Raw genomic sequence first — 25207 nt, forward strand, 5'->3', positions numbered from 1 at the left:
GCCGGCGCGGCCGACCGCGACGCGCGACAGCGCCCGCGCCATGTCGGGGGCGCGGGCGAGGTCGGCCCGCAACTCCGCCCGCAGCGCCCCGTCCGCGACCAGTAAGGCGACGGAGTCCTGCCGGCGGCGGATCAGCGCGAGGTCGGTCGAGGGGCCGGCGAGGCGCTCGGCGAGCAGCCGCGCCCCGGCCGCCCCCACCGTGCGGTCGATGGCGGCGAGCAGGCTGCCGGCGCGCTCGCCCGACAGGGTGCGGGTGAGTTCGAGATTGGCCCGCGTCGCCGCGTCGATGAGCAGCGTCGCGCCCGCCGCCTGCCGGGCGGGCGGGGTCAGCGAGACCTTCGCGCCGAGCTGGGTGCGGGCGATGTAGTGCAGGACCGTGCCGGCCGCCGCGACCTCGGCCCGGCCGAAGGCGCCGAAGCCCTCCAGGGTCGCGACCCCGAACTGCTCCTTCAACGCCCGCTCGGCCGCCGCCGGGTCGGCCTCGACGCGGCCGAGCGGCGTCACCGCGGCGCGCCCCTCGCGCCACAGCCGGGCGAGGTCGGGATCGTCGTGGATCGCCTCCGGCACCACGATCTCGCGCGGGTCGAGGCGGGCGATCTCGGCGGGCAGGCCGTCGCCGTCGACCTCGCTCAGCGAAAAGCCCCCGGTCGAGATGTCGACGGCGGCGAGCCCGTAGGTCCAGCCGGTGTCGGAGGCGCGGCGGCGCGCCAGTCCGAGCAGGATGTTGGCCCGGGCCGGATCGAGCAGGCGGTCCTCGGTGATGGTGCCCGGCGTCACGAGGCGCACCACCTCGCGGCGCACCACCGACTTGCCGCCGCGCTTCCTGGCCTCCGCCGGGTCCTCGGTCTGCTCGCAGACCGCGACCCGGTGGCCGAGCCCGATCAGCCGCTGGAGGTAGTCGTCGGCCCGTTCCACCGGCACGCCGCACATCGGGATGTCGGCGCCGGCATGCTTGCCGCGGCGGGTCAGCACGATGCCGAGCGCCCGCGAGGCGACCTCGGCGTCCTCGAAGAACAGCTCGTAGAAATCCCCCATCCGGTAGAACAGCAGCGAGCCCGGATTGGCGGCCTTGATCTCGATGTACTGCGCCATCATCGGCGAGACCTTCGTCTCGTCGGACGCGGCCGCGCCGGCACGGGCCGGGGGACGGCCTTGCGGGGCGGGCATGGCGGCCGGAGCCTCCGCGGGCTCGTAGTCGGAGGCGTCGTCGCGCAGGCGGCGGCCGGGATCGCTGTCCATCGTCATGGCGGCACAGTACCGGGTGTCGGCGGGCGGCTCCAAGACGACGGCCGGCCCTATCCCTGTGGATATGGGGAGGCGGCCGCGGCCGCGCGCCCCGTCGCCGGGTACGGCCCGACTTTGCGGCAGTGCAGCACGTTTTGCTGCGCCCCGCCGGCTTGAGCGGCGCCCGTCCGGGCCGTAAGGGACACGACCGCGACCCTTCGACCTTGGTCTAAGCCCCCCTCTCCCAAGAACTCCTCGCCCCAGAAAGTGCCGGCATGAGCGACACTCCCCCGCGCCGCAAGCGTCCGACCTTCACCGACCAGGAGGCGCTGCAGTTCCACGCCCAGGGCCGGCCGGGCAAGCTGGAGGTCGTGGCGACGAAGCCGATGGCGACCCAGCGCGACCTGTCGCTGGCCTACTCGCCGGGCGTCGCCGTGCCGGTGCTCGCCATCGCGGACGATCCGGGCCTCGCCTACGACTACACCGCCAAGGGCAACCTCGTGGCGGTGATCTCCAACGGCACCGCGATCCTCGGCCTCGGCAACCGCGGCGCGCTCGCCTCGAAGCCGGTGATGGAGGGCAAGGCGGTCCTGTTCAAGCGCTTCGCCGACATCGATTCCTTCGACATCGAGGTCGACACCGAGGACGCGGACGCCTTCATCAACAGCGTGCGCTACCTCGGCCCGACCTTCGGCGGCATCAACCTGGAGGACATCAAGGCCCCCGAGTGCTTCATCATCGAGGAGCGCCTGCGGGAACTGATGGACATCCCGGTCTTCCACGACGACCAGCACGGCACCGCGATCATCGCGACGGCGGGCATCCTCAACGCCCTGCACATCACCGGGCGCGACATCGCGACGGCGCGGCTCGTGGTCAACGGCGCGGGCGCGGCCGGCATCGCCTGCATCGAACTCGTCAAGGCGATGGGCTTCCGACCCGAGAACGTGATCCTCTGCGACACCAAGGGGATCGTCCACGAGGGCCGCCAGGAGGGCATGAACCAGTGGAAGTCGGCCCACGCGGTGCGGACCGACAAGCGCACGCTGGAGGAGGCGATGCGCGGCGCCGACATCGTGTTCGGCCTCTCGGTCAAGGGCGCCTTCACCCCCGAGATGATCGCCTCGATGGCGCCGCAGCCGATCATCTTCGCGATGGCCAACCCCGATCCGGAGATCACCGTCGAGGAGGTCGGCCGGATCCGCGACGACGCCATCGTGGCGACCGGGCGCTCGGACTACCCGAACCAGGTCAACAACGTCCTGGGCTTCCCCTACATCTTCCGGGGCGCCCTCGACGTGCGCGCGACCACGATCAACATGGAGATGAAGATCGCCGCCGCGAAGGCGCTGGCGGCGCTCGCCCGCGAGGACGTGCCCGACGAGGTCGCGGCGGCCTACCAGGGCTCGCGGCCGCGCTTCGGGCGCGAGTACATCATCCCGGTGCCGTTCGACCCGCGCCTGATCCACACCGTGCCGCCGGCGGTCGCCCAGGCGGCGATGGACACCGGCGTCGCGCGAAAGCCGATCGAGAACATGGACCGATACCGGGCCCAGCTCTCGGCCCGGCGCGACCCGGTGGCGGGCGCCCTCAACCGGGTGTTCGAGCGGGTGCGCAAGTTCCCCAAGCGGGTCGTCTTCGCCGAGGGCGAGGAGGAGCTGGTGATCCGCGCCGCGGTCTCGTTCGTCAACCAGGGGCTCGGCACCGCGATCCTGGTCGGGCGCGAGGACCGGGTGCTGGCCAACGCCGACGCCGCCGGCATCGACCTGCGCGGGCGCGACGCGATCGAGATCCACAACGCCGCCAAGTCGCACCGCAACGGCGTCTACGCGCAGTTCCTCTATGCCCGGATGCAGCGCCAGGGCTACCTGTTCCGCGACTGCCAGCGCCTCATCAACCAGGACCGCAACCACTTCGCGGCCTCGATGGTGGCGCTCGGCGACGCGGACGCGATGGTGACGGGCACCACCCGCAACTACTCGATCGCGCTCGAGGACGTGCGCCGGGTCATCGACCACAAGCCCGGCCACCGGGTGATCGGCGTCTCGCTCTGCCTCGCCCGCGGCCGCACCGTGCTGGTCGCCGACACGGCGATCCACGAGATGCCGAGCGCCCAGGAACTCGCCGGCATCGCGGTCGAGGCTGCCGGCGTCGCCCGGCGCCTCGGCTACGAGCCGCGGGTGGCGCTCCTGTCGTTCTCGACCTTCGGCCACCCGAAGGCCGAGCGCGCCGAACGGGTGCAGGAGGCGGTGAAGATCCTCGACGGGATGCGGGTCGAGTTCGAGTACGACGGCGAGATGGCGGCCGACGTCGCCCTCGACCCGAAGCTGCTCGCCCAGTATCCGTTCAGCCGGCTCAAGCAGCCGGCGAACGTGCTGGTGATGCCGGCGTTCCACTCGGCCGCGATCTCGACCAAGATGCTGCAGGAGCTCGGCGGCGCCCAGGTGCTCGGGCCGCTGATCGTCGGCCTCGACAAGCCGGTCCAGATCGTCCCGCTCGGCGCCACCGACACCGACCTCGTCAACATGGCGGCGCTGGCGGCGTTCAACATCGGCGGGTAGGCGACGCGGATCGGCCGCTCCTGTCCGCGACGCCGGCCGTGCCCGGCCGGCGTCGCGGTGCCGTCGCTCAGTAGCCCAGCGCGAGGCCGGTGCCCCGGCGCGGGTCGTTGGCGCCGTAGAACCGGTTGCGGCCGACCGGCTTGCCGCCGAGGCTCGGGGCGCCGACGAGGATCGCCGCGACGTGGTTGGCCGGCTGCGGCGTGACGAGCTTGTGGCCCATCGCCTCCAGGATCCTGCGGGTGTCGGGCGAGACCGCGAACCGCTCGGCATTGGTCACGTCGGGCAGCCACTGGTGGTGGATGCGCGGGGCGTCGACCGCCTCCTGGATCGTCATGCCGTGGTCGATCACGTTGAGGATCGTCTGGAGCACCACGGTGATGATCCGGCTGCCGCCCGGGGTGCCGACGACGAGGACCGGCTTGCCGTCCTTGGTGACGATGGTCGGGCTCATCGAGCTGAGCGGGGTCTTGCCCGGCGCGACCGCGTTGGCCTCGCCCTGGACCAGCCCGTAGATGTTCGGCACGCCGACCTTGGCGGTGAAGTCGTCCATCTCGTTGTTGAGCAGCACCCCGGTGCCGGGCGGCACGATGCCGGTGCCGAACCAGTCGTTGAGCGTGTAGGTCACCGACACCGCGTTGCCGGCGCCGTCGATCACCGAGTAGTGCGTGGTGTTGCTGCCCTCGTGCGGCGGGGTGCCGGGCTTCAGCTCGGCGGAGATGCCGGCCTTCTTCGGGTCGATCGCCGCCCGGACCTTGGCGGCATAGGCCTTGTCGATCAGGCGCTCGACCGGATTCTTCACGAAGTCCGGATCGCCGAGATAGCTGTTGCGGTCGAGATAGGCGTGGCGCATCGCCTCGATCGTGACGTGGATCCCCTCGGCCGAGCCCCAGCCGAGTTCCTTGAGCGGGTAGCCTTCGAGGATGTTGAGCAGTTCGCACACCACCACGCCGCCGGAACTGGGCGGCGGCGCCGAGACCACGCGGTAGCCGCGATAGTCGCACTCGATCGGCGGCAACTCGCGCGACCTGTAGCGGTCGAGGTCGGCCTGGGTGACGAGCCCGCCCCCGGCCCGGCTCGCCTCGACCAGCGCCGTGCCGACCGTGCCCTTGTAGAAGCCGTCGCGGCCCCGCTCGCTGATCGCCCGCAGGGTGCGGCCCAGGTCGGCCTGCACGAGGGTCTGGCCCGCCGCGAGGGGCTGGCCGTTCGTCAGGAAGATCTGTCCCGCCGCCGCATCCCGGCGGAAGTCGTCGGCGCCGTTCGCCAGCATGTCGGCATCGCCCTGCTCGAGGGGGAAGCCGGACTCGGCGAGGGCGATCGCCGGCGCGATCAAGTCGGCCCGCTGCATCGTCCCCCAGGCCTCGCGGGCATGCTCCAGGCCGTCGACGGTGCCGGGCACGCCGACCGCGAGCCACGACTTGGTGCTCGCCCCCTTGATGACGTTGCCGTCCTTGTCGAGGAACATGTCGCGGGTGGCGGCGAGCGGCGCCTTCTCGCGGAAGTCGAGGAAGGTCTTGCGGCCGTCGGCGAGTTGGAGGGTCATGAACCCGCCGCCGCCGAGATTGCCGGCCGCCGGGTAGACCACCGCCAGCGCGTAGCCGACCGCGACCGCCGCATCGACGGCGTTGCCGCCGCGCTTGAGCACGTCGACCCCTACCCGGGTGGCGAGGCGCTGGGCCGTCACCACCATGCCGTTCTCGGCCGCGACCGGCGCCACCGAGGCGGCGAAGGCCGGCGGCAGGGCGGGAAACGCCGCCGCGAGGCCGAGGGCCAGGACCGAGCGGCGCAGCCAGCGCCGGGGGGGAACGGGGGTCGTCATGGATGGGCCTCCCTGGGATTCTCTTGAGGTATGCCGCGGTTGCCGCGAGGTCGAACCCTCCCCCCTCTGCGGGGGAGGGTGCCCCGCGGATGCGGGGCGGGAGAGGGGAGCCACGCTTCCGGAAGTGGCTCTGCAACCGTGCAAGTCGCTACGTTCTGAAGCGTCGCGCTCCCCTCTCGGCGGGACCTCGTCCCGCTGCGCTCACTCCGTTCGCCACCCTCCCCCGCAGAAGGGGGAGGGTTGGATTGCGGAAGCCGTCCTGCCTTACGTCACCACCGACGGCGCATCCCGCCCGGTCCTCGCGCGGATGTCGGCGATCGCCTCGGCGGCGGCGACGACCGGCGCCAGGATCTCGGCGGTCCGGGCGTCGTGCCTGCCCGGATCGGGCTCGTAGCGCTCGAGATAGACCCGCAGCGTCGCCCCGACCGTGCCGGTGCCCGAGAGCCGCAGCACCACCCGGGCGTCCTCGCGGAACAGGATGCGGATGCCCTGGCGCCTCGTCACCGAGCCGTCGACCGGGTCGGTGTAGGCGAAATCGTCGGCGGTCTCGACGGTGAGGCCGGCGAAGGACTGGCCCGGGAGGGTGTCGAGGCGGTCGCGCAGGGCCTGCATCAGCCCCTCGGCGGCGGCGGCGTCGACCTCCTCGTAGTCGTGGCGGGCATAGTAGTCGCGGCCGTAGTCGCGCCAGTGCGCCCGCACGATCCCGGCCGCGGGCTCGCGGGTGGCGGCGAGCACGTTGAGCCACAGCAGCACCGCCCACAGCCCGTCCTTCTCACGGACGTGGTTCGAGCCGGTGCCGGCGCTCTCCTCGCCGCACAGGGTGATGCGGCCGGCATCGAGCAGGTTGCCGAAGAACTTCCAGCCGGTCGGGGTCTCGAAGGCCGGGATGCCGGCCCGCGCGGCGACCCGGTCGACGGCGCGGCTCGTCGGCATCGACCGGGCGACGCCGGCCAGCCCCGCGGCGTAGCCCGGCGCCCGATGCGCGTTGGCGGCGAGGATCGCGAGGCTGTCGCCCGGCGTCACGAACAGCCCCGGCGCCACGATCATGTTGCGGTCGCCGTCGCCGTCCGAGGCGGCGCCGAAATCCGGCGCGTCCGGCCCGGTCATCAGATCCATCAGGTCGTGGGCGTGGACCGGGTTCGGATCCGGATGGTGGCCGCCGAAATCCGGCAGCGGCTCGGCGTTGACCACGGTGCCGGCCGGCGCGCCGAGGCGGCGCTCCAGGATCTCGATCGCGTAGGGACCGGTCACCGCGCTCATCGCGTCGAAGCGCATCCGGAAGCCGCCGGCGAACAGCGCCCGGATCGCCGGGAAGTCGATGAGGCTCTCCATCAGGGCGGCGTAGTCGTCGACCGGGTCGATCACCGACACGGTGGCGGCGCCGAGCACCACCTCGCCGATTCGGTCGAGGTCGAGGTCCGGCGCGTCGAGGATGCGGTACTCCGTGATCGCCCTGGCGCGGGCGTAGATCGCCTCGGTCACCGGCTCGGGGGCGGGACCACCGTTGCGGGTGTTGAACTTGATGCCGAAGTCGCCGTCCGGGCCGCCGGGATTGTGGCTCGCCGACAGCACGATCCCTCCGACCGCGCCGTGCTTGCGGATGACGCAGGAGGCGGCCGGGGTCGAGAGCAGGCCGCCGCGCCCGACGAGGATGCGGGAGAAGCCGTTGGCGGCGGCGATCCTCAGCGTGGTCTGGACCACCTCGCGGTTGAGGAAGCGGCCGTCGCCGCCGACCACCAGGGTCGCGCCTTCCCGGCCCTCGACGCTGTCGACGATCGCCTGGACGAAGTTCTCGACGTAGTTCGGCTGCCGGAAGACCGGGACCTTCTTGCGCAGGCCGGAGGTGCCGGGCTTCTGGTCGGGGAACGGCTGGGTCGGGACAACGCGGACGGTCATGGACGCTTTCTCGGAACCGGCGGGGACGGCAGGAGCCCGGCATCCGGCTCCCGCCGGGGGTTATGCCGCCCGGCGCGCCCGCCTGCCAAGTCTCCCCTTCACAGCCTACGCCTCCAGGCCTAACCGGCGGAGATCGGCTTGCAGCGGGCCCGCGGAGATGGGAAGGAGGCCGCGCGTAGTCTGCCCGCAGGGAAAGCAGGGGGGTTCAGGGTCATGGTCGTCCGTCATGGTCTCGCGGCCGCTCTCCTGGTCGGGACTCTGCTGCCGGCCGCCGCCGCCCAGCGCGCCGGCGGGTCCGAGGCGCTGATCGCGCGGTTCGAGGCCGAGGATGCCCGCTGCGCCCTGCCGCCCTCGCCGATGACCGCGCAGGCCTGCGAGGACCGCGAGAACGACGAGCATCGCCTCGCCCAGGCGGGCTGGTGCCGCGCGGCCGGCGGCTGGGAGCGCTGCCCCGCTCCGTCGGCCGTCGCCCGCGCCCGGCCGCGCGGGCACGCCATCCACCGCGGCGCCCGCACCTGAGGCGGTTTCCGGGCGGATCGTCCAAAAAGCCGTCTCCTCGGTCCGCGCGGCGCTTGAGCGAAGTGGGGTTCCGCGTCGCGAAGCGATCCTGCCAAGGATCGCCGAGCGATCGACCAGGAGCCGTGTGAGGCCCTCGCCGCGACGATTTCCCCTCAGGGCCGCCGCATCGCGGCCGCGGCCTGGATGTCGGCCAGGGTCTCGCCGGCCCGCAGGCGGGCGATGATCCCGGGCTCCTCGGCCTGAAGCGTCAGGGCGTACCGGGCGACCGCCAGGGCCTCGGCCGGGTCGAGCACCGCCACGCCGTTCTCGTCGGCGAGGACGAGGTCGCCGGGCCTGACGGTCACGCCGCCGCATCGGACGGTGCCGCCGACGGTGCCGCCGCCGCGGCGCTTGGTGGTGAGCGGCGAGCGGCCCCGGAACCAGATCGGCAGGCCGCTCGCCCGGATCGCCGTCAGGTCGGTCACCGGCCCGTCGATCACCACGCCGGCGAGCCCGACCGCGAGCGCCGCCGCCGTCAGCACCGCGCCCCAGCAGGCGTGGCGCTCGTCGCCCTGCCGGTCGACCACCAGCACGTCGCCCGGCCGCGCCTGCGCCAGGGCTCCCGCCAGGGCGGAACCGTCGTCGCCCGGCAGGGCCGCCGTCAGGGCCGGGCCGCAGATCCGGGTCGCCTCGCCCAGGCCCTGGATCGAAGGGGCCATGAAGCCGTCGTCGCGGAAATGCCCGATCGTCGCGGTCTCGACTCCGGCGAGGAGGCGCAGGGCCTCGGCGGTCTCGTGCTGGGACATGATGGACGGGATCCCCTGCGGGCCGGCAGCGGGGCGGCTCAGGCCGCCTCCGCGAGGTCGCGCCGCACCGTCTCGACGAGGAGCAGAAGCGCGCCTGCCGACAGGATCGCGGTGCCGATCATGTACCAGGCGACCGACGAGCCCTGCCCGGTGGTCGCGAGCAGCCAGGTCGTGACGAAGGGCGTCGCCGCACTGCCCAGCACCCCGGCCAGCATGTAGGCGATCGACAGGCCGGAATAACGCACCCGGGTGCCGAACAACTCGGCCAGGAAGGTCGCGATCGGCCCGTAATTGGCCGCGAACGCGGCCATCATCAGGAGGTAGCCGAGCAGGGCGCCCGCGAAGGTCCTGGTGTCCATGAGCCAGAACAGCGGGAAGGCGACCACGGCCTCGGCCACGATACCGCCGATGATGACGGGCCGGCGGCCGACGCGGTCCGACAGCCAGCCGAAGAGCGGCAGCAGCACGAGGCAGGCCGCGCAGGACAGCAGCACGATCGTCAGCATCAGGTTGCGGGTGAAGCCGAGGTTCTGCGTGCCGTAGCTCAGCCCGAAGGCGACGATCAGGTTGAACGAGGAGCCGGTCGACATCGTGGCGACCCCGCCGAGCAGCACCGTCTTCCACGACCGGCGCATGAGATCGAGGAACGGCACCTTCGCCTGCTCGGACGAGCGCTTGATCCTGTTGAAGGTCGGCGTCTCGGTGACGTTGAGCCGGATGTAGGCGCCGACGACGACGAGCAGGATGCTGGCGAGGAAGGGGATGCGCCAGCCCCAGGCCAGCATGTCCTCGCTCGGCAGGAGCGCGTTGATGGCGAGGAAGACGAGGTTGGCGAGCAGCGTCCCGGCCGGCACGCCGATCTGCACCCAGGAGCCGTAGAGGCCGCGCTGGTGGCCGGGCGCGTGCTCGACCGCCATCAGCACCGCGCCGCCCCACTCGCCGCCGAGGGCGAGGCCCTGGACCACCCGCAGGGACAGGAGCAGCACCGGCGCCCAGACGCCGATCGCCCGGTAGTCGGGCAGGAGCCCGATCGCGAAGGTCGCGACGCCCATCAGGACCAGCGAGAACAGCAGCATCGACTTGCGGCCGAGCCGGTCGCCGAAATGCCCGAACAGGGCCGCCCCGACGATGCGGGCGAGATAGGCCGACGCGAAGGTGCCGAAGGCGAGCAGCGTGCCGACCAGCGGGTCGAAGCTCGGGAAGAACACCTTGTTGAACACCAGCGCCGAGGCGGTCGCGAACAGGAAGAGGTCGTACCACTCCACCGTCGTGCCAATCACGCTCGCGACGGCGATGCGGGTCATGTTGCGCGGAGGATCGGCGCTGATCGCCAGCGCGGGGCTCAGGGTGTCGGCCATGGGACGGGTCCTCGTGTCGGGCCGGGGGCGCGGCGGCCGGAGCCCCCGGGATACGCCGGCGTGCATCGACGATGCCCTGCCTCAACGGTCGGCGGCGCATCCGACCGATGCTCGAAGCTCAGTCTTGCGTGATGCCCGGACGGATCAAAATAGAAAATTCCGATGCAAGACATAGCAGGCCGTCATACAGGCGATTTTGCGTTTCATGACTGCAGATGCCTGCATTTTGATCTTGTTTTGCAAAGGACCGCGCCAAACGAGGTCGGACCGACCCTCGGCGGGGCGGTCCGGCAGGAGCGGCTCAGACGGGCAGACCGTCGCCCGGGACCGGCAGGAGGTCCGAGAGCAGGCTCAGGAAGGCACGTTCCGCCCGGTCGAGCGGAGCGTCCGGACTGCGCAGGAAATAGAGGTCGGCACCGAGCCGATCGTGCAGGACCGGCAGGCGCCAGAGCCGGTCCCGTTCGATCACGCTCTCGGCCGCGGCGACCGGCAGGAGACCGATCCCGATGCCCGCCGCGATCATGCGGGCGACCTCGCGCAGGTGGGGCGCCACCCCGGCCGTGCGGGCACCGAGCCCGGCACCTTCGCGCAGGGCCACCATCGGCTCGAGGGCGCCGCCGTCGTGCCCGCACCGGAAGGCTACGAACGGCTCGGCCCGCAGCTCCTCGAGGGTCACGTCCTGACGGCCCGCCAGGGGGTGGGTCCGGCCGCAGAAGATGCCGAAGGCCTCCCGCATCAGCAGGCGGCATTCGAGGCCGACCAGCGGCTTGGGCAGCAGGCAGAACCCGAACGGCACCGAGCGCTGCGCCACGGCCCGGGCGATCTCCTGGCTGCCCGCCACGTCGAGGGACAGCATCACGGAGGGATGGCGGCGGTGCATCAGGCCGAGGGCCTGGTCGAGGGCCGGCAGCACGAGTTCGGTGACGAGCATGATCCGCACGAGACCGGCGAGGTCGTCCTCGTCGGTCTCGAGACGCTCGGCAATCCGCTCGACGTGCTGATGGATCTCGATACATTCCTGCCGCAGGGCCTCGCCCCGGACGGTGAGGACGAAGCGCCGGCTGTTGCGCTGGACGAGCTGCGCGCCGAGGGTCTCCTCGAGCTTCTGCAGCGAGGCCGAGACGGTCGGCTGACGGACGTGCAGGCGCTCGGCCGCCCGGGTGATGCTGCGCTCCTCGACGATCACCAGGAAGGTCCGCAGCAGGTTCCAGTTCAGGTTCCGGATGCGCGGCGACCGGACCGTCATGCAGGGCTCCGACCTCGAAACGGGCCGCACCATGCCGCAGCGGAGAGTGGGGCGCAACGCGCTTCCTCTAGGGAATGTGCTTCGGTCGGAGCGCGGCGGCGCGCTCGTTCCGGCCCCCGGAGGGTTGGCCGCGGGCGCTCGGCGCCCGATATCGGGCCGGCCACGAGGGACGACGATGCAGGACGATGACGCCAAGGCGGACAGGCCGCCGCTCGACGAGGACACCATCGCCTTCGCGGGCCGGGTGTTCCAGTACGCCCGCATGGGCCATGCCGACGAGCTTGCCGAGCTGCTCGGCATGGGGCTGCCGGCGAACCTGCGCAACGACAAGGGCGACACGCTGCTGATGCTCGCGGCCTATCACGGCCATGTCGAGGCGGTGCGCGCCCTCCTGGAGCACGGCGCCGACCCGGAGGTCGTCAACGACCGCGGCCAGACGCCGCTCGCCGCCGCCGCGTTCAAGGGCGCAATGCCGGTGGTGCTCGCCCTCCTCGACGGCGGCGCGGCGGTCGACGGCACCGGCCCGGACGGTCGCACCGCCCTGATGACCGCGGCGATGTTCAACCGCACCGAGATGGTGGCGCTGCTGCTCGACCGCGGCGCCGACCCCGGGGCCCGCGACGCCGGCGGCCTCACCGCCGAGGCGGCCGCGCGGGCGATGAACGCGCCCGACACGCCCGCCCAACTCGCCCGCGTGGTCCGACCGTGAACCACACGTTGCGGCCGGCCCCATCATCCCGATAATCGGTTGCGCCCGATCGACCCACCCCCTGCAGCTTGCGCGTGCAGCGCACAACCCTGTACCTCATTCGGACTAGAACGGTTCGCATCAGGGACGTGGGATGACGGTTCAGGTATCCCGGCGCGGTCTCCTCAAGGGGCTGGGCGCCGGCCTCGCCGGGGGGACGCTGGGCGCCCTCGGCTTCGGCGGGCTCGAACCCGCGCTGGCCGCCGCGGTGCGGCCGTTCAAGCTGGCGCAGATGCGCGAGACGCGGAACACCTGCCCGTACTGCTCGGTGGCCTGCGGCGTCATCCTGTACAGCCTCGGCGACAAGTCGAAGAACGCCCGCTCGGCGGTGATGCACGTCGAGGGCGATCCCGACCACCCGATCAACCGCGGCACCCTGTGCCCGAAGGGCGCGAGCCTGCTCGACTTCGTGCGCTCCGAGACCCGCACCAAGTACCCGCAGTACCGGGCGCCCGGCGCGACCGAGTTCAAGCGGGTCTCCTGGGACTTCGCCCTCGACCGGATCGCGACACTCCTCAAGGAGGACCGCGACCGCAACTTCGTGGCGAAGAACGGCGACCTGACGGTCAACCGCTGGACCACGACGGGCTTCCTCGGCGCCTCGGCCACCACCAACGAGACCGCGTGGCTGACCTACAAGACGGTCCGCAGCATGGGGGCCCTGGTCTTCGACAATCAGGCCAGGGTTTGACACGGCCCCTCGGTCGCCAGTTTGGCGCCCTCCTTCGGCCGTGGTGCGATGACCAACCTGTGGATGGACATCAAGCACGCTGACGTCATCACCGTGATGGGCGGCAACGCCGCCGAGGCCCACCCCTGCGGCTTCAAGTGGGTGGTCGAGGCCAAGGCGCACAACAACGCCAAGCTCATCGTCGTCGATCCGCGCTTCACCCGGACCGCGTCGGTCGCCGACCTGTACTGCCCGATCCGCCCCGGCACGGACATCGCGTTCCTGTCCGGCGTGGCCAAGTACCTGCTCGACAACGACAGGATCCAGCACCGCTACGTCGCCGCCTACACCAACGCCGGCTACGTCGTGAAGGAGGGCTACGACTTCCAGGACGGGCTGTTCACCGGCTACGACCCGGACAAGCGCGACTACGACAAGACGACCTGGGACTACGAGATCGGGCCCGACGGGTACGCGGTCGTCGACGAGACGATGCAGCACCCGCGCTGCGTGATGCAGCTCCTGAAGACGCACGTCGCCCAGTACACGCCCGAGATGGTGGAGCGGATCTGCGGCTCGCCGAGGGACAAGTTCCTGAAGGTGTGCGAGATCATCGCGACCACGTCGAGCCCGGAGCGCACCATGGCGTCGCTCTACGCGCTCGGCTGGACCCACCACTCGAAGGGGTCGCAGAACATCCGCTCGATGACGATCGTGCAGACGTTGCTCGGCAACATCGGCATGCTCGGCGGCGGCATGCAGGCGTTGCGCGGCCACTCCAACATCCAGGGGCTGACCGATCTCGGGCTGATGAGCAACCTCATCCCGGGCTACCTCAACCTACCGATCGAGAAGGAGCCGACCTACGCCGACTACGCCGCCAAGCGGACGTTCAAGCCGCTGCGTCCCGGTCAGGTCAGCTACTGGCAGAACTACGGCAAGTTCTTCGTCTCGTTCCAGAAGGCGATGTGGGGTGCGAAGGCCACGAGGGAGAACGACTGGGCCTACGACTACCTGCCCAAGCTCGACGTGCCGACCTACGACGTGATCCGGGGGTTCGAACTCGCCAAGCAGGGCAGGATGTCGGGCTACGTCATCCAGGGCTTCAACCCCCTGCTGTCGTTCCCCAACCGGGCCAAGATGACCGAGGCCTTCTCCAAGATGAAGTTCGTGGTGGTCATGGATCCGCTCCAGACCGAGACCGCGCGCTTCTGGCAGAACCACGGCGAGTACAACGACGTCGACACCAAGAGCATCCAAACCGAGGTGTTCGAGTTGCCGACGACGCTGTTCGCCGAGGAGGAGGGCTCGCTGTCGAACTCCTCGCGCTGGCTGCAATGGCACTGGCAGGCGCAGGAGCCTCCGGGCGAGTGCCGGTCGGACATCGAGATCATGTCCGGCATCTTCCTGCGCATGAAGGAGGCGTACCGGAAGGACGGCGGCGCGTTCCCGGATCCGATCGTCAACCTGACCTGGAACTACGCCATCGCAGAGTCGCCGACGCCGCACGAGCTCGCCCGCGAGCTCAACGGCTACACCCTGGCGCCGATCGAGGCCGCCGGGACCCAGCTCCCGGCGGGCAAGCAGCTCGACGGCTTCGCCCAGCTCAAGGACGACGGCTCGACCGCCTGCGGCTGCTGGATCTATTCCGGCTGCTACACCGAGCGCGGCAACACCATGGCGCGCCGGGACAACACCGATCCCGGCGACCGCGGCATCGCCCCGAACTGGGCCTTCGCGTGGCCGGCCAACCGGCGGGTTCTCTACAACCGCGCCTCGTGCGATCCCGAAGGAAAGCCGTGGTCGGAGAAGAAGAAGCTCATCGAGTGGAACGGCAAGCAGTGGGTCGGCTTCGACGTGCCGGATTACGGCGTGACGACGGCGCCCGAGCAGGGGGTGGGTCCGTTCATCCTCAACCAGGAGGGCGTCGCCCGCCTGTGGACCCGCAGCCTGATGCGCGACGGCCCGTTCCCGGCCCACTACGAGCCGTTCGAGTCGCCGATGGCGAACCTCGCCTTCCCGAAGGTGAAGGGGGCGCCCGCCGCCCGCATCTTCAAGGATGATCTGGCCGACCTCGGCACCTCGCAGGAGTTCCCGCACGTCGCGACGAGCTACCGGCTGACCGAGCATTTCCACGGCTGGACCAAGCACGCGAAGATCAACGCGATCCTCCAGCCGGAGGCGTTCGTGGAGATCTCCGAGGAGCTGGCCAGGGAGAAGGGCATCGCCAAGGGGTCGTGGGTGCGGGTGTGGTCGAAGCGCGGGTCGCTGAAGGCCAAGGCCGTGGTGACCAAGCGGGTCAAGCCGCTGATCTGCGACGGCAAGCCGGTCCACGTCGTCGGCATCCCGCAGCACTGGGGCTTCATCGGCCACACCCGCAAGGGCTGGCACCCGAACTCGCTGACCCCGGTGGTCGGCGACGCCAACACCGAGACGCCCGAGTTCAAGGCGTGGCTGGTCAACATCGAGCCGACGACGCCGCCGTCGGACGCGGTCGCGTAAGGGGGAGGATCGAACGATGGCCGATTACAGCTCCCTCGACATCCGGCAGCGCTCCGCCTCCACGGAGCAGCCGCCGACGATCCGCTCCCACCAGGAGGTCGCCAAGCTCATCGACGTCTCCAAGTGCATCGGCTGCAAGGCCTGCCAGGCGGCGTGCGAGGAGTGGAACGACCTGCGCGACGACGTCGGCGTCAACACCGGCGTCTACGACAACCCGCACGACCTGACGCCGAAGACCTGGACCCTGATGCGGTTCACGGAATACGAGAACCCCGAGAGCCAGAACCTCGAATGGCTGATCCGCAAGGACGGCTGCATGCACTGCACCGATCCGGGCTGCCTCAAGGCGTGCCCGTCGCCCGGCGCGATCGTGCAGTACGCCAACGGCATCGTCGATTTCATCGAGGAGAACTGCATCGGCTGCGGCTACTGCATCAAGGGCTGCCCGTTCAACATCCCGCGGATCTCCGAGGTCGACCGCAAGGCGTACAAGTGCACCCTGTGCTCGGATCGCGTCGCGGTCGGGCAGGCCCCGGCCTGCGCCAAGACCTGCCCGACCGGCGCGATCATGTTCGGCACCAAGGAGGCGATGATCGAGCAGGCCCATGAGCGGGTCGAGGACCTCAAGTCCCGCGGCTTCGACCATGCCGGCCTGTACGACCCGGCCGGGGTCGGCGGCACCCACGTCATGTACGTGCTGCACCACGCCGACCAGCCGCAGCTCTACAACGGCCTGCCGAAGGATCCGCGGATCAGCCCGCTGATCGCGTTCTGGAAGGGCGGCGCCAAGGTGTTCGGCCTCGCCACAATGGGCTTCGCGGCGCTCGCCGGCTTCTTCCACTACGTCACCGCCGGCCCCAACGAGGTCGCGGCCGAGGAGGAGGAAGAGGCGATCGAGGTCGAGAAGGCGGCCAAGAACGGTCCGACGAACGGCACCGGGACCGGCGCCGCCGCCAGACCGCACTGACGCTCCGACCCCGGGGCGCGACCGCGCCCCGCGGGCCCTCCCTCCCCCGGGCGGATCCGGCGGGTCGCCCTCGAGGATGCAGCATTCGTGGCACAGCAACCGATGACCACACCGACCGACATCCGCGACGGCGACACCCGCCCGCTGCGCGAGGTCAAGGCGGAGACGCCCGAGGTCATCTACGTCCCGCGCTACACCGGGGTCCAGCGGGTGAGCCACTGGATCACCGCGATCCTGTTCACCCTGCTCACCTTGAGCGGGCTGGCGATGTTCACCCCGTTCCTGTTCTTCCTCAGCGGCCTGTTCGGCGGCGGGCAGGCGACGCGGGCGATCCATCCGTGGTTCGGCGTCGCGCTGATCGTGAGCTTCGCGTTCCTGTTCTTCCGCTTCTGGCGCCTCAACATCCCCAACCGCGACGACGTCGAATGGTCGATGAAGATCCGCGACGTGGTCACCAACCGCGAGGAGCGACTGCCTGAACTCGGCAAGTACAATGCCGGCCAGAAGGGCGTGTTCTGGGGCCAGACGCTGCTGATCCTGGTCATGTTCTTCAGCGGGCTGGTGATCTGGGACCAGTACTTCTACCAGTACACGGTCATCGAGACGAAGCGCTGGGCGCTGCTGGCGCATTCGCTCGCCGCCGTGATCGCCATCGCGATCATCGTCGTGCACATCTATGCCGGCATCTGGATCCGCGGCACCGGCCGGGCGATGGTGCGGGGCACCGTCACGGGCGGCTGGGCCTATCGCCACCACCGCAAGTGGCTGCGCCAGATGGCGCAGAAGCGCACCGCCCGCGGCCCGGCCGACAAGCGCGGCTCCTGACATGGCGCGCTTCTTCCGGCGCGGCGCCGATCCGGCTCCTGAGACCGACCCGCCCTCCCCGGCCGCCAAGCCGCGGGAGCTGAAGCCCGACCCGGACCGGATCGGCATCTCGGGCTCGGTGCCGTTCGTGCGCCTGCCCGTGCCCGACCGGCTGTTCGCCGAGCGGGCGAGGCGGCTGCGCGACCTCGCGCGGCAGGGCCACGCGCTCGGGGCCTATCTCGGCTTCCTGGCCGCCGTCGCGGAGGCGCAGGACGCCGTCCAGGCCGCGGCCGCCGCGATCCCGGTCGCGGTGCCGGCCGATCTCGACGTGCGGACCGGCAACGGCATGCCGCCGCTGTCCAGCGCCCTGGTGCGCGACGACCCGGCCTTTGCCGCGCTCCTCGACGACCTGCTCGCGCGCCTCGACCTGTCGGCGGCGCCCGAGGCCGCCCGGGCCGCACGAAGCAGTCTCCGGAAGGCGACCCCGGAGGACCGCCAGGACCTCGCGCTCCAGGTGTTCGAGGGCGCGTTCCCGGTCGACCGGATGGCCGAATGCCTGTTCGTCGCGGCCGGCCTCCAGGTCGGGCTCGCCCGGCAGGCCGCCGCCCTCGACGCCAGGAGCCTCCAGCCGGTCGCCGACGGCGTCTGCCCGTGCTGCGGCGGCGCTCCCGTCGCGAGCCTGATCGTCGGCTGGACCCCGGCCGACAAGGCGCGCTACCTGTCGTGCTCGCTGTGCGGCACGCTGTGGAACCACGTCCGCATCCGCTGCACCGCCTGCGGCGAGGGCGGCGGAATCAGCTATTACGGCCTCGACGAGGTGTCGAAGGACGTGCAGGTCGAAACCTGCACGCAGTGCCACGGCTACCTCAAGCACCTGCACCAGCACCGCGACCCGGCTCTCGACCCGGTCGCCGACGACGTCGCCTCCTACGGCCTCGACCTCAAGATCGCCGAAGAGGGGTTCCGCAACGTCGGCCTGAACCCGCTGCTGCTGCACTGACCTCACGAGATCGCCGGCCGAGGCCGGAGAGTGCCCCAGTTTGGGAGACCCGAAGCATGCAACGACGCGATGTCCTGAGAGCCGGTGCCGCCGCCGCCGCGGCGCTCGCCCTGCCCCGCCTCGCCGCGGCCGAGACGACGTTCGCGCCGCGGCCGGGCGCGTGGCGCCGGTTCGAGGTCGCGACCCGGCTCGCACTGCCCGCCGGCGGCCCGGCCCAGGCCTGGGTTCCACTGCCCTCGGTCGCCGAGGCCGAGTGGACCCGGCCGCTGGGCGACGAGTGGACTACCAACGCCCGCAGCGCGGTGGTGCACCGCGACCCGGTCCACGGCGCGGCGCTGCTGCACCTGACCTGGGATGCCGGGGCGGCCCCGACCGCAACGGTGACGAGCCGGGTCGAAACCCGTGATCGCGCCATCGACCTCACCGCCCACCGCCCCGCGACGCTGTCGGACGACGAGCGCCGGCTCTTCACGGCTTCGACCGCGCTCATTCCGACCGACGGCCTCGTGCGCAGCACCGCCGAGCGCATCACAGCGGGCGCCCGCAGCGATCGCGACAAGGCCCGGGCGATCTATGCCTGGGTGGTCGGGAACACCTTTCGCAAGGCGTCGGTGCGCGGCTGCGGCCTCGGCGACGTGGCCTCGATGCTCGCGATGGGCGACCTCGGCGGCAAGTGCGCCGACATCAACGCCCTGTATGTCGGCCTCGCCCGCGCCTCCGGTCTGCCGGCCCGCGACGTCTACGGCATCCGGGTGGCGCCCTCGCGCTTCGGCTACCGCAGCCTCGGCGCCAATTCGGAGACGATCACCAAGGCGCAGCATTGCCGGGCCGAGGTGTTTCTCGACGGACGCGGCTGGGTGCCGGTCGATCCGGCCGACGTGCGCAAGGTCGCGCTAGAGGAATTCCCCGCCGAGCGCCCGCTCTCCGACCCGAAGGTGGCGGCGGCGCGCGACACCCTGTTCGGCGCCTGGGAGACCAACTGGGTCGCCTACAACACCGCCCACGACCTGCGCCTGCCGGGCTCGGACGGGGCGCCGGTCGGCTTCCTGATGTATCCGGAAGCCGAGGTGGCGGGGGTTCGGCTCGACTGCCTCGACCCCAAGCGCTTCGCCTACGCGATCACCGCCCGCGAGGTGCAGATCGGCTGAGTCCGACGCCGGCCGACGGCTCACCCCGCCGGCCGCGCATGGCACGTCCGTCCCGGGCGCCCTTGCATCGGGACCGGCGCGACCGAATGTTTCCGGCTCAAGGGGGGCCGCCACCCCGCAGCCAGGGATCGTCTCGGCCATGCCGCCATTCTCAGTCCTCGACCTCGCGCCGATCCCGGAGGGCGCGACGCCCGGCGATGCCCTGCGCAACAGCCTCGACCTCGCCCGCCACGCCGAGCGGCTCGGCTACAACCGCTACTGGCTGGCCGAGCACCACAACATGACCGGCATCGCCAGCGCGGCGACCGCGGTGGTCATCGGCCACGTCGCCGCCGGCACGCGCACGATCCGGGTCGGGGCCGGCGGCATCATGCTGCCCAACCACGCCCCGATGGTCATCGCCGAGCAGTTCGGCACCCTCGCGTCGCTCCATCCCGGCCGCATCGATCTCGGCCTCGGCCGGGCGCCGGGCACCGACCAGCGCACCCTGCGGGCGCTGCGCCGCGACCCGTCCGCCGCCGACACCTTCCCGCAGGACGTGATCGAATTGCAGGCCCTGCTCGGGCCGGTGCAGCCGGGCCAGACCGTGCAGGCGGTGCCGGGTGCGGGCACCAACGTGCCGCTGTGGATCCTCGGCTCGAGCCTGTTCGGCGCCCAGCTCGCCGCGATGCTCGGCCTGCCCTACGCCTTCGCGTCGCATTTCGCGCCCGACGCGCTGATGCAGGCCCTCGACGTCTACCGCCGCCGCTTCGAGCCCTCGGAGCAGTCGCAGCGCCCGCACGCGATGGTCGGGGTCAACGTGGTCGCGGCCGAGACCGACGCCGAGGCGCGCCGGCTGTTCACCTCGGCCCAGCAATCCTTTGCCCGGCTGTTTCGCGGCACCCGCGGCCAGTTGCCGCCGCCGATCGACGACATCGAGAGCTTCTGGTCGCCGGCCGAGCGGGTGCAGGCGTCGGGCATGCTGGCCTGCTCGTTCGTCGGCTCGCGCGAGACGGTGCGCGAGGGGCTGGAGGCGTTCGTCGCCCGCACCGGCGCCGACGAGCTGATGGTCGCCAGCGCGATCCACGATCACGGCGCCCGGGTGCGCTCCTACGAGATCCTCGCCGAGCTGATGACGGCGCCGGTCCGCGAGCCCGAGATGGCCTGAGACGCGGTCGCCTGTGGAAAGATGTGACAGGCCGCGCCCTGGCGCTTAGGGTGCGGACCGTCCACGCCGCAGCGCAGCATCCGAGCCCCGAAGCGAATCTCCATGCCGTCACCGCTCCGCACCGATCCCGCCCTCGCCGAGGCCGCCGCCGTCGCGGCCTCGTGGCCGTTCGAGGAGGCGCGCAAGCTCGTCGCGCGGCTGGAGCGGACCGGCAAAGGCGAGGTGCTGTTCGAGACCGGCTACGGGCCGTCGGGCCTGCCGCATATCGGCACCTTCGGCGAGGTCGCCCGCACCTCGATGGTGCGGCACGCCTTCCGGGTGCTGACGAACGACGCGGTGCCGACGCGGCTGGTGGCGTTCTCGGACGACATGGACGGGCTGCGCAAGGTGCCCGACAACGTGCCGAACAAGGCGCTGCTCGCCGAGAACCTCAACAAGCCCCTGACCGCGGTGCCCGACCCGTTCGGCACCCACGACAGCTTCGGCGCCCACAACAACGCCGAGCTGCGCCGCTTCCTCGACAAGTTCGGCTTCGACTACGAGTTCCTGTCGGCGACCGAGTGCTACCGCTCGGGCCGCTTCGACGCGACGCTGCTGCGGGTGCTGGAGCGCTACGACGCGGTGATGGCGGTGATGCTGCCGTCCCTGCGCGCCGAGCGTTCGGCCTCGTACTCGCCGTTCCTGCCGCTGCACCCGGTCACCGGCCACGTCATGCAGGTGCCGATCGACGAGGTGCGGGTCGCCGCCGGCACCATCGTGTGGCGCGATCCCGCCACCGGCGAGGCCTACGAGACCCCGGTCACCGGCGGCCACGCCAAGCTGCAATGGAAGCCCGACTGGGCGATGCGGTGGGTCGCCCTCGGCGTCGATTACGAGATGGCCGGCAAGGACCTGATCGATTCGGTGAAGCTGTCGGGCCAGATCGCCCGGGCGCTCGGCGCCGAGCCGCCCGAGGGCTTCAACTACGAGCTGTTCCTCGACGAGAAGGGCCAGAAGATCTCGAAATCGAAGGGCAACGGCCTCACCATCGACGAGTGGCTGACCTACGGCACCCCCGAGAGCCTCGCGCTGTTCATGTACAACAAGCCGCGGGAGGCCAAGCGGCTGCATTTCGACGTGATCCCGCGCCACGTCGACGATTACCTGTCGTTCCTCGACAAGTTCGAGGCCCAGGAGCCGAAGCTGAAGCTCGGCAACCCGGTCTGGCACCTCCATGCCGGGGCGCCGCCGGCGCCTGAGCGGCTGCCCGACGGCGGCTCGGTGTCGTTCGGCATGCTGCTCAACCTCGTGGCGGTGGCCAACAGCGAGGATCCGGCGGTGCTGTGGGGCTTCATCCACCGCTACGCCCCCGGCGCCTCGCCGGACACGCATCCCGGCCTCGACCGGCTGGTGCGCCTCGCGGTCGCGTATTACCGCGACTTCGTGCGCCCGGCGAAGACCTACCGCGCGGCCAGCGAAGCCGAGGCGGCCGCCCTCGCCGACCTCTCGCAGACGCTGGCCGCGCACGAGGGCTCGACCGACCCGGAGGCGCTGCAGGCGATCGTCTATGAGGTCGGTCGCCGGCACTTCCCCGACACCTCGGGCAAGTCGAAGAGCCCGGACGGGCGGCCCGGCGTGGCGCAGACGTGGTTCACCACGATCTACGCGATTCTCCTCGGCGAAGCGCGCGGGCCGCGCTTCGGCTCCTTCGTCGCCCTCTACGGCGTCGCCGAGACGCGGGCGCTGATCGCCCGGGCCCTGGCGGGCGAGCTGCTGCGCGAGCACGACGCCTTCCTGGCGGAGCGGGGCAAGTCCGAGGCGGCGTGAGCGGCCGACCGACACGGGAGGCTCGCGGGCCTCCCGCCTGAACCTTGGCAGTTCGAGGCCGGGGTGATATGGAACAAATCAGGAACAAAATCTGCGAGGGTTCGCGATGCGCCGGCTCCTGCCCGTCCTGGCCGTCCTCTGCGCCGCGCCGGTCGATGCCGCCCCCGCCGAGGAGGCGGTGGTCGAGCGCCTGAAGCATTGCCTCGCCCGCGAGGTCCGGCAGGCGGGCCTGCGGCGGCTGGCGCCGGAGCGGTTCGTGCTGCGGGCGCAGTTGGCGTGCCTGCCGCAGAAGCGCGACCTCGCCCGCGCCCGCGCCGCCACCCTCGTCGCCGCCGGCTTCCGCAAGGCGCCGGACCTGTTCGGCGCCGTCGAGGACGTGCTGGCCGGGCACGAGCGCGACGCGGCCGCCGCCTATGCCCGCCGCTTCGGCCGCGACCGCGTCGCAGGGGCACAGATGCGGTGACGCTGTCGCAGCACGGGATCGGGTGTGATTTTGTTCCGCTCTCGCATGTGCGTGATGGCACATCGAGACCGCATCGGAAGCTCTATGGTCTTCTCATCGCAACAGAGCAGCCGCCGCCGCGGTGGACTGCGCAGGTAAGGAGCTGGACAGCCCCCATGAAAGTCAAACTCGCCGCCGTCATCGCCGCGCTTGTTCTTGGTACCGCCCCGATCTCGACTGCGATGGCCTTCGATGGTCGTGCTTTCTGGCAGCCCCGTACGGTCTACGACGTCGAGACCACCGGGTCCCTGGGAGTTCATGACGGTCCCGTCTACGAGGTCTGTCCGATGAGTTCGGCGGCCGAGGGCAACGCCAATCAGCAGACCCGTCCGGTCAAGCAGTACGGCCAGACCACCGGCGGCAACCGCTGCTGACGCCTCCCGCGACCCGACGCCCGATCTCGAACCTCACGGAGACCCCCATGATCCTCAAGGCCGTCACCTACGGCATGATCGGCGCCTTCGTGGCCGGCGCCGCCGGCACTGCCATCGGCACCGCCATGGCCGTCATGAGCCTGTAACATCGACAGCACGTCCGGAAGGGGGCCGCCGCGAGGCGGCCCTTTTTCGTGCGGCCCGGCCGCGCCGGCGGCGGCCCGCCCTTTGACCTGCGCCCGCGCGTCCTATCTATGGCGGCGCCGGCAGGTCCGGCGGTTCCACCGACCGGGAGCACCCGCTCCCGCACCGACCGGGGGCGGCCGGCCGCCCGGTCCCCTTGATCATCCGGCGCTAACCCTCTAAGCGGGCCGCGCCTTTACCGCCCTGCGCCAGAACCCGCGGGCGGGCTTGCCGCAGGTGATGGATATGGCCAAGGAAAAGTTTTCGCGGACGAAGCCGCACTGCAACATCGGGACGATCGGACACGTCGACCACGGCAAGACGTCGCTGACGGCGGCGATCACGAAGGTTCTGGCCGAGACGGGCGGGGCGACGTTCACCGCCTACGACCAGATCGACAAGGCACCGGAGGAGAAGGCGCGCGGCATCACGATCTCGACGGCGCACGTCGAGTACGAGACGCAGAACCGGCACTACGCCCACGTCGACTGCCCCGGCCACGCCGACTACGTCAAGAACATGATCACCGGCGCGGCGCAGATGGACGGCGCGATCCTGGTGGTCTCGGCCGCCGACGGCCCGATGCCGCAGACCCGCGAGCACATCCTGCTCGCCCGTCAGGTCGGCGTGCCGGCGCTCGTCGTGTTCATGAACAAGGTCGACATGGTCGACGATCCGGAGCTGCTGGATCTGGTCGAGCTCGAGGTGCGCGAGCTGCTCTCGAAGTACGACTTCCCGGGCGACGACATCCCGATCACCAAGGGCTCGGCCCTGTGCGCGCTGGAGAACCGCGAGCCGAAGATCGGGCATGACGCGATCCTCGAGCTGATGAGCCACGTGGACGCCTACATCCCGCAGCCGGAGCGTCCGATCGACCTGCCGTTCCTGATGCCGATCGAGGACGTGTTCTCGATCTCGGGCCGCGGCACGGTGGTGACGGGCCGGGTCGAGCGCGGGATCATCAAGGTCGGCGAGACGGTGGAGATCGTCGGGATCCGGGCGACGCAGACGACGACGGTGACCGGCGTCGAGATGTTCCGCAAGCTGCTGGACCAGGGTCAGGCGGGCGACAACGTCGGCGTGCTGCTGCGCGGCACCAAGCGCGAGGACGTGGAGCGCGGGCAGGTGGTGTGCAAGCCGGGATCGGTGAAGCCGCACACGAAGTTCAAGGCCGAGGCGTACATCCTGACGAAGGAGGAAGGCGGGCGCCACACGCCGTTCTTCACCAACTACCGTCCGCAGTTCTACTTCCGCACGACGGACGTGACGGGCGTGTGCCAGCTGCCGGAAGGCACCGAGATGGTGATGCCGGGCGACAACGTGACGATGGACGTGACGCTGATCGTGCCCGTCGCGATGGAGGAGAAGCTGCGCTTCGCCATCCGCGAGGGCGGCCGCACCGTCGGCGCCGGCGTCGTCGCCTCCATCACCGAGTAAGCGCGGGCGGGGACGGCGTCGCCGTCCCTGCGCCGAGGCATCAAAAGGGCGGGCCGCGAGGCCCGCCCTTTTTGCCGATCGGAATGCCGGACTTGGAAGAGTCCCGCGATCGAAGCCCTCCCCTCTCTGCGGGGGAGGGTGGCGAACGGAGTGAGCGCAGCGGGACCGTCCCGCCGAGAGGGGACCGCGACGGTGCCGGAGATGGCGCCTCACAGAGCCTGTTTGACTATCGATCTAAAGAAAAAGCTCCCCTTTCCCGGACGACTGGAACGCAGTGGAAGGAGATCCGGGATCCAGCACAAGAATTCGCGAAGCGTCCATATGCAGCGACAGTGTCGGCACACGGAGCCGCTTCGCGGCACATCTGACGTCTGGATCCCGGATCTCCTTCCGCTATCGCTTCAGTCGTCCGGGAAAGGGGAGCTTCGCGCGGTCAATACGATTGACCATTGCTCAAACAGGCTCTCACGACGGCGGAGCCACTTCCGGAAACGTGGTTCCCCTCTCCCGCCCG

General features: G+C 71.0%; 19 protein-coding genes. 13 read left to right on the plus strand and 6 right to left on the minus strand.

Annotation, left to right across the window (positions count from 1 at the left end; genetic code table 11):
• Positions 1–1245: MutS N-terminal domain-containing protein (locus tag EOE48_RS06835; RefSeq protein WP_484213849.1), on the minus strand; the 1245-nt coding region annotated here is incomplete at its 3' end.
• 254 nt (positions 1246–1499) lie between these two features.
• On the opposite strand from EOE48_RS06835, the gene EOE48_RS06840 reads away from it, so the two are divergent.
• A complete protein-coding gene (locus EOE48_RS06840; protein ID WP_127728048.1) occupies positions 1500–3785 on the plus strand; it encodes an NADP-dependent malic enzyme in 2286 nt (761 codons plus the stop codon).
• A gap of 67 nt (positions 3786–3852) precedes the next feature.
• Here the strand turns inward: EOE48_RS06840 and ggt are convergent, their stop codons facing one another.
• Both ggt and EOE48_RS06850 read right to left on the minus strand, forming a co-directional pair.
• Entirely contained in the window at positions 3853–5601 is a 1749-nt protein-coding gene (gene ggt / locus EOE48_RS06845; RefSeq protein WP_127728049.1) for a gamma-glutamyltransferase, read from the minus strand.
• Between the two features lie 264 nt (positions 5602–5865).
• On the minus strand, positions 5866–7497 hold the full coding sequence (locus EOE48_RS06850) for an alpha-D-glucose phosphate-specific phosphoglucomutase (RefSeq protein ID WP_127728050.1): 1632 nt from the start codon (positions 7495–7497) through the stop codon (positions 5866–5868).
• Positions 7498–7710: 213 nt separating this feature from the next.
• On the opposite strand from EOE48_RS06850, the gene EOE48_RS06855 reads away from it, so the two are divergent.
• Entirely contained in the window at positions 7711–8016 is a 306-nt protein-coding gene (locus EOE48_RS06855) for a hypothetical protein (RefSeq protein ID WP_246154015.1), read from the plus strand.
• A 152-nt stretch (positions 8017–8168) separates the two neighbouring features.
• Here the strand turns inward: EOE48_RS06855 and EOE48_RS06860 are convergent, their stop codons facing one another.
• The 3 genes from EOE48_RS06860 to EOE48_RS06870 form a co-directional block, all read right to left on the minus strand.
• The gene (locus EOE48_RS06860; RefSeq protein ID WP_127728051.1) at positions 8169–8801 is read right to left on the minus strand and encodes an RraA family protein; all 633 of its coding nucleotides are present in this window, start codon (positions 8799–8801) and stop codon (positions 8169–8171) included.
• 38 nt (positions 8802–8839) lie between these two features.
• A complete protein-coding gene (locus EOE48_RS06865) occupies positions 8840–10159 on the minus strand; it encodes an MFS transporter (RefSeq protein ID WP_127728052.1) in 1320 nt (439 codons plus the stop codon).
• A gap of 301 nt (positions 10160–10460) precedes the next feature.
• Entirely contained in the window at positions 10461–11405 is a 945-nt protein-coding gene (locus EOE48_RS06870; RefSeq protein ID WP_127728053.1) for a LysR family transcriptional regulator, read from the minus strand.
• A gap of 175 nt (positions 11406–11580) precedes the next feature.
• Between EOE48_RS06870 and EOE48_RS06875 the strand changes: the two genes are divergently transcribed.
• The 11 genes from EOE48_RS06875 to tuf all read left to right on the plus strand — a co-directional run bounded on the left by EOE48_RS06875 (position 11581) and on the right by tuf (position 24693).
• The gene (locus EOE48_RS06875; protein WP_127728054.1) at positions 11581–12114 is read left to right on the plus strand and encodes an ankyrin repeat domain-containing protein; all 534 of its coding nucleotides are present in this window, start codon (positions 11581–11583) and stop codon (positions 12112–12114) included.
• Between the two features lie 133 nt (positions 12115–12247).
• Positions 12248–15325 (plus strand): formate dehydrogenase-N subunit alpha, encoded by a 3078-nt coding sequence (fdnG, locus tag EOE48_RS06880; RefSeq protein ID WP_148239778.1) that lies wholly within the window; start codon positions 12248–12250, stop codon positions 15323–15325.
• Between the two features lie 16 nt (positions 15326–15341).
• Positions 15342–16292, plus strand: coding sequence for a formate dehydrogenase subunit beta (gene fdxH, locus EOE48_RS06885; RefSeq protein WP_127728057.1), 951 nt, complete (start codon positions 15342–15344; stop codon positions 16290–16292).
• 102 nt (positions 16293–16394) lie between these two features.
• Positions 16395–17117, plus strand: coding sequence for a formate dehydrogenase subunit gamma (locus EOE48_RS06890; protein ID WP_127728058.1), 723 nt, complete (start codon positions 16395–16397; stop codon positions 17115–17117).
• 1 nt (position 17118) lies between these two features.
• Entirely contained in the window at positions 17119–18096 is a 978-nt protein-coding gene (gene fdhE / locus EOE48_RS06895) for a formate dehydrogenase accessory protein FdhE (protein WP_127728059.1), read from the plus strand.
• A 56-nt stretch (positions 18097–18152) separates the two neighbouring features.
• Positions 18153–19244, plus strand: a complete 1092-nt coding sequence (locus EOE48_RS06900) for a transglutaminase-like domain-containing protein (protein WP_127728060.1) — start codon at positions 18153–18155, stop codon at positions 19242–19244.
• A gap of 139 nt (positions 19245–19383) precedes the next feature.
• A complete protein-coding gene (locus tag EOE48_RS06905) occupies positions 19384–20391 on the plus strand; it encodes an LLM class flavin-dependent oxidoreductase (RefSeq protein WP_127728061.1) in 1008 nt (335 codons plus the stop codon).
• A 102-nt stretch (positions 20392–20493) separates the two neighbouring features.
• Positions 20494–22197, plus strand: coding sequence for a lysine--tRNA ligase (locus EOE48_RS06910; RefSeq protein WP_127728062.1), 1704 nt, complete (start codon positions 20494–20496; stop codon positions 22195–22197).
• A gap of 106 nt (positions 22198–22303) precedes the next feature.
• Positions 22304–22660, plus strand: a complete 357-nt coding sequence (locus EOE48_RS06915) for a hypothetical protein (RefSeq protein WP_127728063.1) — start codon at positions 22304–22306, stop codon at positions 22658–22660.
• A 155-nt stretch (positions 22661–22815) separates the two neighbouring features.
• A complete protein-coding gene (locus EOE48_RS06920; protein WP_127728064.1) occupies positions 22816–23073 on the plus strand; it encodes a hypothetical protein in 258 nt (85 codons plus the stop codon).
• A gap of 429 nt (positions 23074–23502) precedes the next feature.
• Positions 23503–24693 carry an elongation factor Tu gene (tuf, locus tag EOE48_RS06925; RefSeq protein WP_127727821.1) on the plus strand — a complete coding sequence of 397 codons (1191 nt, stop codon included), beginning with the start codon at positions 23503–23505 and terminating at the stop codon, positions 24691–24693.
• Positions 24694–25207 lie beyond the last annotated feature (514 nt).

Source organism: Methylobacterium oryzihabitans (assembly GCF_004004555.2).
Lineage (GTDB): Bacteria > Pseudomonadota > Alphaproteobacteria > Rhizobiales > Beijerinckiaceae > Methylobacterium > Methylobacterium oryzihabitans.

Coding starts and splice junctions, on each gene's coding strand:
- tuf (WP_127727821.1), top strand. CDS start 23,503: ATGGCCAAGGAAAAGTTTTCGCGGACGAAGCCGCACTGCAACATCGGG.
- EOE48_RS06855 (WP_246154015.1), top strand. CDS start 7,711: ATGGTCGTCCGTCATGGTCTCGCGGCCGCTCTCCTGGTCGGGACTCTG.
- EOE48_RS06890 (WP_127728058.1), top strand. CDS start 16,395: ATGACCACACCGACCGACATCCGCGACGGCGACACCCGCCCGCTGCGC.
- fdxH (WP_127728057.1), top strand. CDS start 15,342: ATGGCCGATTACAGCTCCCTCGACATCCGGCAGCGCTCCGCCTCCACG.
- EOE48_RS06850 (WP_127728050.1), bottom strand. CDS start 7,497: ATGACCGTCCGCGTTGTCCCGACCCAGCCGTTCCCCGACCAGAAGCCC.
- EOE48_RS06875 (WP_127728054.1), top strand. CDS start 11,581: ATGCAGGACGATGACGCCAAGGCGGACAGGCCGCCGCTCGACGAGGAC.
- ggt (WP_127728049.1), bottom strand. CDS start 5,601: ATGACGACCCCCGTTCCCCCCCGGCGCTGGCTGCGCCGCTCGGTCCTG.
- fdhE (WP_127728059.1), top strand. CDS start 17,119: ATGGCGCGCTTCTTCCGGCGCGGCGCCGATCCGGCTCCTGAGACCGAC.
- EOE48_RS06920 (WP_127728064.1), top strand. CDS start 22,816: ATGAAAGTCAAACTCGCCGCCGTCATCGCCGCGCTTGTTCTTGGTACC.
- EOE48_RS06865 (WP_127728052.1), bottom strand. CDS start 10,159: ATGGCCGACACCCTGAGCCCCGCGCTGGCGATCAGCGCCGATCCTCCG.
- EOE48_RS06900 (WP_127728060.1), top strand. CDS start 18,153: ATGCAACGACGCGATGTCCTGAGAGCCGGTGCCGCCGCCGCCGCGGCG.
- EOE48_RS06870 (WP_127728053.1), bottom strand. CDS start 11,405: ATGACGGTCCGGTCGCCGCGCATCCGGAACCTGAACTGGAACCTGCTG.
- EOE48_RS06915 (WP_127728063.1), top strand. CDS start 22,304: ATGCGCCGGCTCCTGCCCGTCCTGGCCGTCCTCTGCGCCGCGCCGGTC.
- EOE48_RS06860 (WP_127728051.1), bottom strand. CDS start 8,801: ATGTCCCAGCACGAGACCGCCGAGGCCCTGCGCCTCCTCGCCGGAGTC.
- EOE48_RS06905 (WP_127728061.1), top strand. CDS start 19,384: ATGCCGCCATTCTCAGTCCTCGACCTCGCGCCGATCCCGGAGGGCGCG.
- EOE48_RS06840 (WP_127728048.1), top strand. CDS start 1,500: ATGAGCGACACTCCCCCGCGCCGCAAGCGTCCGACCTTCACCGACCAG.
- EOE48_RS06910 (WP_127728062.1), top strand. CDS start 20,494: ATGCCGTCACCGCTCCGCACCGATCCCGCCCTCGCCGAGGCCGCCGCC.